Origin of the sequence: Limnothrix redekei LRLZ20PSL1 (genome assembly GCF_043235035.1) — a bacterium.
Lineage (GTDB): Bacteria > Cyanobacteriota > Cyanobacteriia > CACIAM-69d > CACIAM-69d > CACIAM-69d.
Window position 1 is genome coordinate 101,833 of sequence record NZ_JAZAQF010000078.1, and the last position, 14,016, is coordinate 115,848.

The window sequence follows — 14,016 nt, forward strand, 5'->3', positions numbered from 1 at the left end:
GCCGCTTTGGAAAATGGGAATGATCCCTTCACGGAGTTACGACAGCCGCCCGGAGCCTATGGATACCCCTGTTGCTGATGCTTGGCAGTTACTCAATTGGCATGTCATTGACCCCAAAAATATTGGTGATTTGCTCGCGGCTCCGAGTCGTTATTTAACATTGGCCGCCGATCAACAAGCGATTGATCTGCGCCGCTTAGATCCAGAAACCCGCGACCAAACCCAAGCGGAATTATTATTCGGTGATCGCCCGATCGTGCATGTGGTGGGTGGGGGTGGCCTATTGTTCGATCGCTTTCAAAAGGCGATCCAATCCCTGGTTCAGCAACGACAACAATCGCCCGATCGAACTAAACTAATTGCCTGGGGCCCCGGTCAACAGATCTACGGCAAATTTACACCCCAACAAATTCAAAATTTTGACTATCGAACCTATCTGGATGGGTTTGATTTAGTGGGGTTGCGGGATGCCCATGTGGAGAATTTGGGCTTGGGTTACCATTGGCTGCCCTGTGCCAGTTGCCTGCATCCCGCCTTTGACCAGCCAAGGCTGATTCGCCATGAATTTGTGGTTTTTTCCCACAAAAAATTCCAGATTGATTTCCCCGATTTTCCCCGCATGACCAACGAGGAAACGGATTTTGAAACGGTTCTCAATTTCCTCGGATCCGGCGAAACGATTCTCACCAGTTCCTACCATGGAGCCTACTGGGGAACATTGTTGGGGCGGAGGGTTTTGGCCTTTCCGTTCACCAGCAAAACCCATACCCTGAAACATCAGCCGGGCATTTTCCCGATCGAGCGGTGGCGGCCTGCCGGTTGGCAACTGAAATTACTGGGAAAAACCTGGATCGATCGCCGTCGGTACGATCGATTCACCTGCGACGTGACGGGCTGGCAACGCTTTTTAAAACAATGCCGCACCTATCCTGAAAGTTTGCAGGAAACGCGCGATCGTAACCACTGGTTTTATCAACAAGTCCTGGAGTTAACCAGCGCCGCCCCGACTTGAGTTAAACTCATAGACTGGTTTTAGCAACTATTTTTCGTCCCCGATCGCCCTGCTTACCCCCGCCCTATGCCGTCGCCAGCCCCCCTCAGCGGTTCCCAAATTCGCGAAAAATTCCTGGCTTTCTTCGAGGCCCAGGCCCACAAGCGCCTGCCCAGTGCCTCCCTGGTTCCGGAAGATCCGACGGTGTTGCTGACGATCGCCGGGATGTTGCCCTTCAAGCCGATCTTTTTGGGTCAGCAAGCGCCCGCCACGCCCCGCGCGACGACTTCCCAAAAATGCATCCGCACCAACGACATTGAAAACGTGGGCCGCACCAAGCGTCACCACACCTTCTTTGAAATGTTGGGCAACTTTAGCTTCGGGGACTATTTCAAAAAAGAGGCGATCGCCTGGGCTTGGAAACTCTCCACCGATCCCGAAGTGGGCTTCGGTTTAGACCCGAAAAACATCGCCGTTAGTGTGTTTGAAAGCGACGATGAAGCCTTTACAATTTGGCGCGATCAAGTCGGTGTGCCCGAACATCGAATTAAACGCATGGGCGAGGCAGATAACTTTTGGGTCTCCGGCCCCACCGGCCCTTGCGGCCCTTGTTCGGAACTGTATTACGACTTCTTTCCCAATCAAGAAGGTGAGGTTGATCTAGAAGATGATGAGCGGTTCATCGAGTTTTATAACTTGGTGTTCATGCAATATAACCGCGATGCTAATGGCAACCTCACACCCCTGCAAAACCAGAATATCGACACTGGAATGGGCTTGGAACGAATGGCCCAAATCCTGCAAAAAGTGCCAAATAACTATGAAACGGATCTGATTTTTCCGATCATTAAAACGGCCGCCGATATTGCCCAGGTTGATTACGCCAAAGCCGACGAAAAAACCAAGATTTCCCTAAAAGTTATTGGCGACCACGTGCGCGCCGTGGTGCATTTGATTGCTGATGGGGTAACGGCTTCTAATCTCGGTCGGGGCTACATTTTGCGGCGGTTGATTCGGCGGGTGGTGCGCCACGGCCGCTTGATTGGAATTGTCGGTGAATTCACCACAAAAGTGGCCGAAATGGCAATCATCCTATCGGAAGCAATTTATTCGAATGTGCGCGATCGCGCCGACTACATCAAGTCAGAATTACAACGGGAAGAAGCCCAATTTCTGAAAACCCTGGAACGGGGTGAGAAACTGCTCGCAGAAATTCTGGCGAAAAATCCCCAACAAATTTCGGGAGCTGATGCCTTTGTTCTGTACGACACCTTTGGTTTTCCGCTGGAATTGACACAGGAAATTGCCGAAGAGCATGGCATTTCCGTAGACATCAATGGGTTTGAAGTGGAGATGGAAAAGCAGCGGGAACGGGCCCGCGCCGCCCACGAAACGATCGATTTGACTGTCCAAGGCTCGATCGATTCCCTCGCCGAAAAAGTCCAAAAAACCGAATTTTTGGGCTACCAAAACAGCGCTAGCACCGCCCAAGTGGAAGCGCTCTTGGTGGCGGGCAAAGTGGTAGAAACTGCCAGCGCTGGAGATGAAGTGCAAATCCTGCTCGATCGCACTCCTTTCTATGCGGAATCGGGTGGCCAAATTGGCGATCGCGGCTATTTCAGCGGCGATGATTTGCTGGTGCGAATCACCGATGTCAAAAAAGAATCGGACTTTTTTGTGCATTTCGGGCGAGTCGAACGCGGCATCCTGAAAGCCGGTCAAACGGTATCAGCAACGATCGACCAAGCCTGCCGCCGTCGGGCCCAAGCCAACCACAGCGCCACCCACCTGTTGCAAGCGGCCCTGAAGACCCTGATCGATCCCAGTATTTCCCAAGCCGGTTCACTGGTGGACTTCGATCGGCTGCGGTTTGACTTCAACTGCCCCCGCCCCCTGACCGCCGACGAAGTGGCCCAGGTGGAAAGCCAAGTGAACACCTGGATTGCGGAAGCCCACGGCGCGGTGGTGGCGGAAATGCCGATCGCCGATGCCAAGGCTAAGGGCGCAACGGCGATGTTCGGTGAGAAATACGGTGACGTGGTGCGCGTGGTGGACTTCCCCGGCGTGTCCATGGAGCTGTGCGGCGGCACCCACGTGAGCAACACGGCGGAAATCGGCGCATTCAAGATTATTTCCGAAGCGGGCGTGGCTTCCGGCATCCGACGGATTGAGGCAGTGTCGGGGCCGGCAATTTTGGACTATTTGAACCTGCGTGATCGGGTGGTGCGCGACCTGAGCGATCGGTTCAAGGTGAAGCCCGAGGAAGTGCTCGATCGGGTCAGCACCCTGCAAGAGGAGCTGAAAACCAGCCAAAAGCAACTGGATGCCCTGAAAGCGGAACTGGCGATCGCCAAGTCCGACAGCTTGGCCAGCCAGGCCGAGGCGATCGGCGACTTCCGGATTTTGGTGGCGCGGTTGGATGGAGTCGATGCGGCTTCCCTGACCACGGCGGGCGATCGACTGGCCCAAAAGCTGGGTGATGGCGCAGCGGTGGTGCTGGCTTCGGCCACTGATGATGGCAAAGTCAGCCTAGTGGCAGCCTTCGGCAAAGCAACGATCGCCAAGGGCCTACAAGCGGGCAAATTCATCGGGGCGATTGCCAAGCTCTGCGGCGGCGGCGGTGGCGGCAAACCCAACCTAGCCCAGGCCGGCGGCCGCGATGCCAGCAAACTGGACGAGGCGATCGCCGCTGCGAAAACCCAATTGAAAGGGGCGATCGGGTAGGTTGAATCAAGTCATGGCAGAGAGTTGCTAGCTAGCTGTTGAGGCACAACCCTGCCATGAAACCTGTGTGCCAACTAGGCAGTTAGCTTGATTGCAAAATCATGCTTTCTTCAAAGAGCTGTAGCTGGATGTTGTGCCAATATGAAGCGCCTTGATCGGTGTCTTGAATGTACTGTAGAATGCTTCGCCCGACATATTCACCCATCTTTACGGGAACTGCATTACCAATCATTTGCTCCAAGTCCGATTTGCTTCCTTGAAACTTGAAAGTTTCAGGAAAAGTTTGAATATAACTTCGTTCGATTGTTGTTAAGGGACGCAGGTTTTCGTTGACTTTGCAAGCATCACCTGGGTGTTGTTTGTAGGTTTTGGGAATAGGACGATTGACTCCTCGAATTGTGGGACTAGGTTCATGGACGCTAAAAATTGCTCTTCTTTGATAACTTCGAGGATGACGATAGAAGTACTCAATTCCTAGACGGTTTTCCAGATATTCAAAAACGGTCATGGGTTTTTGTGACTGATTGGCCAATAAATAAGATGTCAAGGCGTTGTCTCGACCACCTAATTGACCAATTAGAAAATATCGTTTTCGAGTCTGAGGCACACCGCAGTAGCTGGCATTCAAAACTGAAGACGTTAACCCATAACCCTCTTTTTTAAAGGCTTCTAAAACTCTTTGCAATACATGGCTTTTGGAAATTCTTTCAACATTTTCCATGACAAACCAGCGCGGTTTAACTTGCGAAACAATGCTCGCAAAACTCATGGTTAGATCTGCTCGACCTAGGCTTTCATCGCGTTTCCCAGCGCTAGAGAAGTCTTGACAAGGCGGCCCACCAATAATAATTTCTGGGTCTAGGCTTGCAATTTCTAAGTAGATATCAGGACTTGAAAGGTCTCGATTAAAAATAGGATGCTGAAAATTCTCCTCATAAACTTTAATCGCTGGTATCCATGAATCGAAGGCAGCAATTAGATCAAATCCTGCATTCTGAAAACCCAGTGACAGACCACCACAACCACAAAATAGATCAACTGTTTTCATTTTGTCACTCATAAATCAGGTGATTAATTGGAAAATAGATCCGGAGAGTTGTAAATAATGGCATCTAGCCGCCTTTCTGGACTTAGTAGATTCTGACCACCGCCTAAAATGATATCTTTGATTTCATCTCTATGGATTCTAGGCTTCCTGAGGACTTCTGATTCCATATATGGATGAGTGCCTCTACCACTGATTGCAAAAGCCTTATCATTTCCTGTATTGTAAGACAGTGAATCAATAATTTTCTTATAGTTAAAAGACCCATGATCACAAAAACTCTGCAACATTTTAAATAACCAAATAATCGTTCGAGTGTGCCGCGAAATAGACTTGATGCGGTTGAATTTTTCAATCTCTTGCTTGCTTAAATCTATGAATAATCGTGTGAAAGCAAGATCGCTCCAAACAAAAACATCCAAGCAATTTTCGGCTAGCCTTGGTGACTTCCCCTCAGTTTTCCAGATGGGTTGCATGAGCAGTGGTCGCTGTCGGCCTAAACCAAGAAGGGCAACGGAATCAATTGTCTCAATAATTCTAGGAATATTTGGTATCACCAAATCTTGCTCTGTCCAGTTCAGAATTTTTATATTTGCATTATTGATACAGTGTTCAAATAATGGTTTTTCTTCGCTGTAACTATCAATAATACTACAAGCTAAATAGGCAATGGTTTGTGGTCTGACGACAATTTCACAACCATACTGATTCTCCGATAAGTGACAAGTTGTATGATCAGGTAAAGCAGTTAGCTTGATTTCAATTCCCTGAAGGCATTGTCCTTTAATTTTTGATTGTGTAACCAGATCTACACCTGGTAAAGTACCAATTACATACTTTTGATAGGGCGTGAATTGAGTCTCGAATGCATAGAATAAGTTTTCGGAATCAGGGTGAAGTCCATACAAATCAGTGGTGCTTATACTGTGATGCTGTATCTTGAGATCTGATCGCAGCTTAATATATACATTGTCTAAGCTTTGACTACTTAAATATGCGCAAATTGCAGCAGGTAAAGATGAATTAAAGCAGTTTTTACCCCACGACTCTTTCTGCGCGAAGTCACGGTTGGAATACTTTAATCCAAACAGTCCAGGTTGCATATTTATTATTATTGAATTACTTGATTTTTGATTTTATACACAGTTGAATGAAATGACTGATCAAATTTAAATATTTTATACTGTGTGTTCCGAGATGTTTGTATATTATTTGATTTTTGAATTGACTACTTGTGATTTTATTCTATTAAGAATTCTAGATTTAGTCGTGCATATGGGTTATGGTTTTTGGCAAAGTGCAGCTTTCATGGCAAAGCTTTTACTTATAGATCATTTTTGAGTTACAGCGATATCCTAGATTCTACAATTACGAGGACTCTATAATAGATAATATTTGACTCAAGTGCAAGCTAGTCAGAAATAGCGATCCCACTGAGGCTAACAATCCATGATCGATCTTGTAACGATCGCACCGAACCCAACCGTTGCCTCCTTAGATGAAGGGTGGTTGGCTGGCTCTTGGACGGATTTTCGCCAGCAAGCCGATCGCCCCGAGTTGGCAGCGGCTCGATGCTTTTATCACGACGGTTGGTTTTTGATTGATATGTCACCGGTTGGGCCACTGCACGGACGAGATAACACACTGCTGAGTGCAATCACTTTGCTGTATGCCATGCAGCAAGGCATACGGATTCATGGTTACACAAACACAAGTTTCCAAAGATCAGGAGAACGGGAAGCTCAGCCGGACATTGCGTTTTATTTGGGGGACGATCGCCGCTTGCCACCCGCCAATAATGCGATCGTTGATCTGGATCAGTATGCGCCGCCCACGTTGGTGATCGAAATTGCCGCCAGTTCCCTCAATACAGATTTGGGATTTAAGCGACTGTTGTATGAACAGTTAGGAATTCAGGAATATTGGGTGGTGGATTCGGTGCAATCCCAGGTGATGGCATTTGGAATTGATCAAGGTCGCAGTGGCATGATTGAAACGTCCGCAGTCTTACCCAACTTGTCGATCGCCCTGGTTTCCGCAGCCTTGCAACGGAGTCAACAGGAAAGTCAGGGGGAAACGCTGCAATGGCTGATGCAACAGTGGACTCAGGTAGAACAAACCGGATAATTAGTGAAGCTTATTCGTGATGCCCTAGAGACCATGCAAGAGTTTTTCGGTCAGGAATTGGGCGCGATCGACTGAAATTCCTTGCTGCTGATCGATGAATAGTTGATCGATTCCTTGCTTAGTCTGATGAAGCAGGACTTTGGGGCGCTGATGACCCATTTGGATGTAAACATCGCCCGATCGTATCGACCCCACGGGATATTCAGGAATGCGATTTGAGATCCATCCAAAGAAACCATCGCCCTCAATCGGGTCATCAAACGTGGCAACATACCGATCAAAGCTTTGCTCACTCGCTGAGACCCAAATTCCCCAGAGAAAGGGGCGATCGATGCCATGAATGGGGACTTCCAGCACTGCTCGGACAAAGCGATCGACCGTGCCATTTTCATAGTGAATCACGCACAAATCGTCAGTTAGCGAGGCGATCGACTGCTTCTGTTCCTCGCTAAGTGCCACGTAGGGATCGGGCGCTGTGAACCCAAAGCTTGGTGATCCTTCATGCACTTCATAGCAGTAGGTACATTGAAACGAAAAGTCCATTTGATCTATAAATCTTGAACCTGGGGACACAATCCTGAGCTGAGTTTCGCTACATTGGAGAAGCAGATCATGATCTAACGCCCGATCGTCCACCTACTATTGTCCGGTGAACCGATGAAAACGCAACCTGATGATCTTAATCCAGACCAGAACTTGACGATTTGGCAGCGATTTTGGGGCGGCACTGTTCTGGGGCTTTTGGGACTGGCTTTCGCTGCGCTCTACTGCTATGGCGTGGCGGATGTGCCTTGGCCGATGGGCGGTTGGTTTTTGGGTTTAGTAGCTAGTGGTTTATTGGGTTTGGTAGCAGTGAAGTTGAAAGCCGATCCGCGCCGAATGTTGACTGCTTTGCTGGATTCGCTACCCGGTTGAGCTGAGTAAGTTTGGTTTGAAGTACGCAACCCAACCAGCTAGGGCCGGTCGCTAATTGTATAGTGGCTAATCAATCAAGTTGGGTGATCCAGTTTACATTTGTGCATCTGGGGCAAACGAAATAAGCACATCAATATCACTACTCTCGGGTCAAAAATCGTCCCTTAGAACTGACTCAAACAATGAAAACACTGTGATTTTCCAGCGCTGACAAAATGCTGAAATTTGGCTCTCATTGATCGCAACTTTTGAGGCGATCACCTGAAAATTTTGCATAATCAAATCTCCATGCATGACTGCGATTAAAGTCAATCACGAAGATTACTGATATACGTTACTGCAACGAGCTAGCGACAGCAAAACCCGTCAATTCTCGGATCTTGGGTTCATGAAATGCCAAAACGATATCTTCTTTGGGCACGCCTGCTCGCATCAGGTCGGTGGCGATTCCTTCTTCTGTCCAGTCTTCTTCAATCCAAAATTGCTCTTCGCGGATACGCACATAGACAGTTGGGCCGTTGACGCGATCGCCCTTTTGCCAACCCAGATTCATCCAAAGATAGTGATGATTAACGTCATCAACAATCAAGAAAGTTTCTAGACTGGAGTTGTTTTTTTGTCGGCAAAGTTCAACATAACCTCCCAAGATGTCCTTGATCAACCTGGGATATTCAATCAATTTATCCATCTTTGTTGTTGGACAAAACCGAAGATCATAATTTATTCAGAAAGACAGTGACCATTTTTAGCCCTAGTAGGTTGGGTTGAGGCACGAAACCCAACAAAACCAGTCATTTTATGCACTATCGAAGAGCCAAAACACCTGGAGCGACTTATTTTTTCACGCTAGTCACTCAAAATCGTCATCCACTGTTCCATGACCCCTTGAATGTTGATCGTCTCAGAGCTGCTTTTCGATATGTTATGGAGCGGCATCCCTTCACCATTGATGGCATCGTGGTTTTACCTGATCACCTTCACTGTCTTTGGACACTATCCCAAGATGATGCAGATTATTCGACCCGTTGGCGCTTAATCAAGAGCCATTTCAGTCGAAATTATCCTCGCTTGGATACGTTGTCTTCAATTCCATCTCGAACGACTAAAAATGAGAGGGTGATATGGCAACGCCGTTTTTGGGAACACCAGATCCGTGATGATCAAGACTTCATCAATCATCTGGATTATATTCATTACAACCCAGTCCGTCATCAACTGGTGAATGCACCAAAAGATTGGCAGTATTCTAGTTTCCACCGCTTTGTTACAGCTGGTGTTTATGATGTGATGTGGGGGGCTTCAGAAGAAATTGCGTTTAGTAATAACGTTGGGCGTGAGTGAGTAGCGGTGAAGATTAACCAAAGAACAGAATCGATTTTTAGTTGGTTGAATGGAATTGTTTGTAGTTATTTGCCAGTGTTGGTGTTGGGTTTCGCAAGGCTCAACCCAACCTACTAGCTGTTACGGCAGGTTGTCGATCGCACAGTTCCAAATAGATCAACAGCGCGTTGATATCTGCTGGATTTACACCACCGATTCGGGAGGCTTGACCCACCGTAAGGGGACGCACCTTTGCCAGTTTTTCGCGCGACTCCTTCGAAAGGGTTTCGATCGCCTGGTAATCCAAATTTTCCGGCAAACGGCGATTTTCTTGGCGGGCGATCGATTCGATTTGTCGTTGTTGCCGTTGGATGTAACCGGAATATTTGATTTCGATTTCTGCCCCTTCGGTTTCGGCGCGATCGAGATTGGGATTGCCTAACCCAAACTCCGCCAATTGTTCGTAGTGGAAGCCCGGCCGCTTCAGCAGTTCCGCCAAAGTTACCGAGCCTTTGATCGGGCCGCCCGTTGCCGCAACGATCGCCGGAGCTGACGGGTCGTTTTCCTTGACTCGCGAGGTTTGTAGCCGTTCCTGTTCAGCGGCAATATTCGCCTGTTTGGTTTGGAACAGATCCCAGCGACGATCGTCAATCAAGCCAATTTCGCGACCCAAAGGCGTTAATCGGCGATCGGCATTGTCCGATCGCAACAACAGCCGATATTCTGATCGCGAGGTCAGCATTCGATAGGGTTCGCGCAATTCCTTCGTACACAAATCATCAAGCAGCGTGCCAATATAGCTGCTTTCGCGCGGCAAAATAATCGGCGGTTTTTGTTGTGCCAACCGAGCTGCATTGATGCCCGCGATTAACCCTTGAGCAGCCGCTTCTTCGTAACCCGTTGTGCCGTTAATTTGCCCCGCGCAAAACAGCCCTTCCACGGTTTTGGCCATCATCGTGGGATAGCACTGGGTGGCGGGCAGATAGTCATATTCCACCGCGTAGGCCGGGCGCAACATTGTGCAATTTTCCAGCCCCGGCAGCGATCGCAACATGGTAATTTGTAAGCGTTCCGGCAAGCCCGTTGAAAAGCCTTGAATGTAGAGTTCTGGGATTTCTCGCCCTTCCGGTTCAATGAAAATTTGGTGCGATTCCTTGTCGGCAAAACGCACAATTTTGTCTTCAATGCTGGGGCAATAGCGCGGCCCCTTGGCATCGACCCAACCGCCATAAACCGGTGACAAATGCAGATTTTCTTGGATTAGGCGATGGGTTTCGGCGGTGGTGCGGGTCAAATAGCAATTCATTTGCTCCCGCTCGATGTGAGCCGCCGGGTCGAAGCTAAACCAGCGGTTATCAGGGTCGGGCGGTTGGGGTTCCATTTTGCTGAAGTCCACCGATCGCCGATCGACCCGGGCGGGCGTGCCGGTTTTCAGGCGATCGGTCTCGAAGCCCAGCCGTTTCAGGGTGTCCGTCAGCCCCACGGCGGCGAATTCCCCGGCGCGACCGGCGGGCATCGACTTGTTGCCGACCCAGATGATCCCACCCAGGAACGTGCCCGTGGTCAGCACCACCGATCGACAGCGGAACGCCACGCCAAAATAGGTTTCCACGCCGATGATTTCGTCGTTGTTGCCCAAAATCAGATCCGTAACCATGGCCTCTCGGATCATCAAGTTGGGCTGGTTTTCCACCACCTGTTTCATCTCGGCGGCGTATTCGCGCTTGTCCGTTTGGGCCCGCAGCGCCCAGACCGCCGGGCCGCGGGAGGCGTTCAACACCCGCTTTTGTAGATAGGTGCGATCGGCGATTTTGCCAATTTCGCCGCCCAGGGCATCGGCTTCGTGGACGAGCTGCGACTTGGCCGGGCCGCCCACGGCCGGGTTGCAGGGCTGCCAGGCGATTTTGTCCAAATTCAGGGTGATTAGTAGGGTTTTGCAACCGAGCCGGGCCGCCGCCAAGGCCGCCTCGCAGCCCGCATGGCCGGCTCCCACGACAATCACATCGAAGTCGTCTTGGAAATCGGGTTGAACGGGGCGATCGAGAGCGGCGACAGTCATGGGAAATTTGGGGCGCAAATCAAGGCGTACAGGAATTTTGACATATTTGGCTGAGGTCTTGGATTCGCCATGGGGCTGATCAGAGGATCATTCAGGTGATCAGATGGTGATCAAATCTTGATTAGATCTCAATTAGATTCCCAGGCACTTTTCGACGGATTTTCTAAGCAATTTTTAGTGGATGGGGGGCATGGATTGCCGGTGCGATCGCCAGCGCAACAGCCCAAACACGATCGCCATGAAGGCCAACCCCGACACACTGGCCAATGGGTTGCCACCAATGCCCGTGAGCCAAGCAGGCACGGCCGGGCTGTAGTGTCCCATGCCGCTGAGGCTCAGAACAGTAATGGTGCAAACCCAACCGCCATGCATCCCGATCGACCAACCCAAACTGCCCGGTTGGGCCCGCCCCAAGGCCCGCGCCTGCACCATGGTCATTCCCAACAGCCACAGGCCCGGCCATTGGGGCCAAGTGGCCAAAACCGCATCCAAAGGCTTCAAAAAATGCAGGGTCGCAAAAATTGCGCTCGTCCAAATGGCCGCTTGCTTTCGGGGCATGGAATGGCGAAATTCTGCCAAAAACCAACCTCGAAAAAACAGTTCTTCGAGGAACGCAATCCCCACGCCGTTGAGGATGCCATTCAGCCAAATGGTTAACCAGGACTGACTAGGCGGCATTTCCCACCAAAACCAACCCAACAGGTAATAGAGACCATGGAGCAGGGCAAAACTCCCGATCGCGATCGCCACGCCCATCGCCAAATCCTGCACCATGCCCCGGTTCCAAGACCAACCATAGGCGGAGAGGGGCCGTTGCTGACCGCGCACCCGTCGCCCCCACAGCCACAGGGTGGCCAGAATGGCCAAATATAAGGTCAACACCGCCATCAGGTTGGTGAAGTTGTGGCTCCAACCCAGGGACAGCACCAGGGGCCAGCAGGTGAGGGCCGCCACCGGCAACCACAACACCAACAACACACCGATGAAGCTGGCAATCCGCAAGGGCAGGGGATAGGCCGCGAGTTTGGGAGCTTGGGCCAAGAGGCGATCGAACATGAGCGCTACAGTTTCTCCGTCGTGGCAGGACTAACGCAGTCAACGGCACGGCGCACTCAGGCTGGTGCGGGTGGCTAAAGCTGAGGGCTGCGGTTCCAATGGGTCAGTTTAGAACTAACTCAGAACTAACTCAGAACTAACTCAGAACTAACTCAGAACTAACTCAGAACTAACTGAGAGCCAAATCAGGGTTAACTCAGGGTTCATCAACAGGTCAATTTAGACCTGAAGAAGATGCCTGAGAAGTTACCTGGGGGACTTGCAAAGCGCCAGGAGTCCCGGGTTCAGGGAGTTTCAGCCCCGAGTCTGCGTCGATCGAGGAGATCCACAGGGTAGCAGTTTTGGTTTTTCAGACCTCCTGCCAGCCAAAACGAGGCCAAGACGACCTCACCGGATTTGACGGAGATCGATTATGCGACAATTTGCTCAATTTCTCACGCCGCTAATCAGTAAAATTAGGCAGTTTATTTGTGATCCAAACTGATTGAACAAAATTTGATGATGTTTAAGTGGTCTGTCTGTAGCATGGTCATCTGGATTGCCAGAAAGTCAAATTCAACAGAGCTACTATTCATCTTCAAAATATAGAAATCAGTCAGAAATATAGAAAAAGTTGAAAAATGCAAGACAAAATAAAATAGAACCAGAACAAATTGAATGCTCCAGTTCTATTAAAGATGAAAGTACAGAACTCGATTGACAGCTAGCTGTGAACCGCTTTTAGCAGGCTCTGAGATTGGGGTTGAAATGGAGTGACCCCAATCAAGAACAATGCAATGGTATGAAAGCCTAGGCAGCAACGTTGAAGAGATTAAGCACTGACCGGGTTCAACACCTTGCGAGGTCGGTACTGCTCTCCTTTCAGTTGATTGCGCAGTTGATTCAATAGGCTATAGAAGGTGGGCAACTGTCCAGCGATCGAGAAAACGGCTTTTTGGGGAGTTGACAGGTAGTAATAAACCAACTCTTTAACCCGCTGTTGCATTCGCCAATCACCGCTCATAATTGCCTTGCTCATCATGGTTTTGCCTAGCTCCATGAAGATTGATTGACTGATTTGATAGTGGTCGCGGTGTTTCAAAAAGACTCGAAACTTGGCAGTTAAGCGCTGTTCGTTGGCATGGGCAGTGCGGGAGTAGCTGGCAGGATTGCTGCATCGATACAGGCTGGAAGGCACAGGATCGTAAGCCCAAGTTTGGCCATGAATGACCCGCAAAACTAGTTCTAAGTCTTCTGCGCCGGACGCTTTTTCATCAAACCCACCAACGGCTTGCAAGTGCGATCGACGAGCGGCCAAACTCGACAGTTCTAAGATGCCATGCTTGCGATAAAGCCGGAAATAAGTGGCGTGATCTAGTTGCCCCGTTGGCTCTGAAAATGGGCCCGTATCGGACATAGACACCACTCGATCGGCACTGATGGAATAGTGCTCAGCGGCAGCCAAATAAAGCACATCGTTCGAACGACCCACTAAGTCTTGAATGCGCTCCAAGTGGTTTGGTTTCCACCAATCATCGGCATCTAAAAAAGCAACCCAATCACCAGTAGCGGCAGCAATTCCTGCATTTCTGGCTCCTCCGGGGCCCAGGTTGGGTGTGTGCAAAATCTTGGTTGGCACTGGGCTGCGACGAAGGCACTCGATCGAGCGATCGGTAGAACCATCATCAACCACAATGACTTCGCTAGCTGGAATGGTTTGTTCGGCAATGCTTTGCAAAGCCTGATTGATCCATTGTTCGGCGTTATAGCAGGGGATAACAACTGAGAATTTCATGAAGA

General features: G+C 49.7%; 12 protein-coding genes. 5 read left to right on the forward strand and 7 right to left on the reverse strand.

What is annotated here, in order from left to right; translation table 11 throughout:
• Positions 1-58 precede the first annotated feature (58 nt).
• Both VPK24_RS13155 and alaS read left to right on the forward strand, forming a co-directional pair.
• Positions 59-1,012, forward strand: a complete 954-nt coding sequence (locus tag VPK24_RS13155; protein ID WP_393013993.1) for a hypothetical protein — start codon at positions 59-61, stop codon at positions 1,010-1,012.
• A 66-nt stretch (positions 1,013-1,078) separates the two neighbouring features.
• A complete protein-coding gene (gene alaS, locus VPK24_RS13160) occupies positions 1,079-3,715 on the forward strand; it encodes an alanine--tRNA ligase (protein ID WP_393013995.1) in 2,637 nt (878 codons plus the stop codon).
• 82 nt (positions 3,716-3,797) lie between these two features.
• On the opposite strand, the gene VPK24_RS13165 is transcribed toward alaS, so the two are convergent.
• Together VPK24_RS13165 and VPK24_RS13170 are read right to left on the reverse strand one after the other, a co-directional pair.
• Positions 3,798-4,763, reverse strand: a complete 966-nt coding sequence (locus VPK24_RS13165; RefSeq protein WP_393013997.1) for a DNA cytosine methyltransferase — start codon at positions 4,761-4,763, stop codon at positions 3,798-3,800.
• A 23-nt stretch (positions 4,764-4,786) separates the two neighbouring features.
• The gene (locus VPK24_RS13170) at positions 4,787-5,872 is read right to left on the reverse strand and encodes a HindVP family restriction endonuclease (protein WP_393014202.1); all 1,086 of its coding nucleotides are present in this window, start codon (positions 5,870-5,872) and stop codon (positions 4,787-4,789) included.
• 337 nt (positions 5,873-6,209) lie between these two features.
• Between VPK24_RS13170 and VPK24_RS13175 the strand changes: the two genes are divergently transcribed.
• Positions 6,210-6,887 (forward strand): Uma2 family endonuclease, encoded by a 678-nt coding sequence (locus VPK24_RS13175; RefSeq protein WP_393013998.1) that lies wholly within the window; start codon positions 6,210-6,212, stop codon positions 6,885-6,887.
• A gap of 24 nt (positions 6,888-6,911) precedes the next feature.
• Here the strand turns inward: VPK24_RS13175 and VPK24_RS13180 are convergent, their stop codons facing one another.
• Positions 6,912-7,430, reverse strand: a complete 519-nt coding sequence (locus VPK24_RS13180) for a DUF2199 domain-containing protein (protein ID WP_393014000.1) — start codon at positions 7,428-7,430, stop codon at positions 6,912-6,914.
• Positions 7,431-7,544: 114 nt separating this feature from the next.
• Between VPK24_RS13180 and VPK24_RS13185 the strand changes: the two genes are divergently transcribed.
• Positions 7,545-7,802, forward strand: a complete 258-nt coding sequence (locus VPK24_RS13185; RefSeq protein ID WP_393014001.1) for a hypothetical protein — start codon at positions 7,545-7,547, stop codon at positions 7,800-7,802.
• A gap of 334 nt (positions 7,803-8,136) precedes the next feature.
• Here the strand turns inward: VPK24_RS13185 and VPK24_RS13190 are convergent, their stop codons facing one another.
• A complete protein-coding gene (locus tag VPK24_RS13190) occupies positions 8,137-8,490 on the reverse strand; it encodes a XisI protein (protein WP_393014003.1) in 354 nt (117 codons plus the stop codon).
• Between the two features lie 110 nt (positions 8,491-8,600).
• Between VPK24_RS13190 and VPK24_RS13195 the strand changes: the two genes are divergently transcribed.
• The gene (locus VPK24_RS13195) at positions 8,601-9,143 is read left to right on the forward strand and encodes an REP-associated tyrosine transposase (protein WP_393014004.1); all 543 of its coding nucleotides are present in this window, start codon (positions 8,601-8,603) and stop codon (positions 9,141-9,143) included.
• 100 nt (positions 9,144-9,243) lie between these two features.
• Here the strand turns inward: VPK24_RS13195 and mnmG are convergent, their stop codons facing one another.
• The 3 genes from mnmG to VPK24_RS13210 all read right to left on the reverse strand — a co-directional run bounded on the left by mnmG (position 9,244) and on the right by VPK24_RS13210 (position 14,011).
• Positions 9,244-11,181: a tRNA uridine-5-carboxymethylaminomethyl(34) synthesis enzyme MnmG gene (gene mnmG / locus VPK24_RS13200; protein ID WP_393014006.1), complete on the reverse strand. Its 1,938-nt coding sequence runs from the start codon at positions 11,179-11,181 to the stop codon at positions 9,244-9,246.
• A 174-nt stretch (positions 11,182-11,355) separates the two neighbouring features.
• Complete coding sequence (locus VPK24_RS13205) at positions 11,356-12,237, reverse strand: CPBP family intramembrane glutamic endopeptidase (RefSeq protein ID WP_393014008.1); 882 nt, start codon at positions 12,235-12,237, stop codon at positions 11,356-11,358.
• Between the two features lie 811 nt (positions 12,238-13,048).
• Positions 13,049-14,011, reverse strand: coding sequence for a glycosyltransferase family 2 protein (locus VPK24_RS13210; protein ID WP_393014010.1), 963 nt, complete (start codon positions 14,009-14,011; stop codon positions 13,049-13,051).
• Positions 14,012-14,016: the final 5 nt, after the last annotated feature.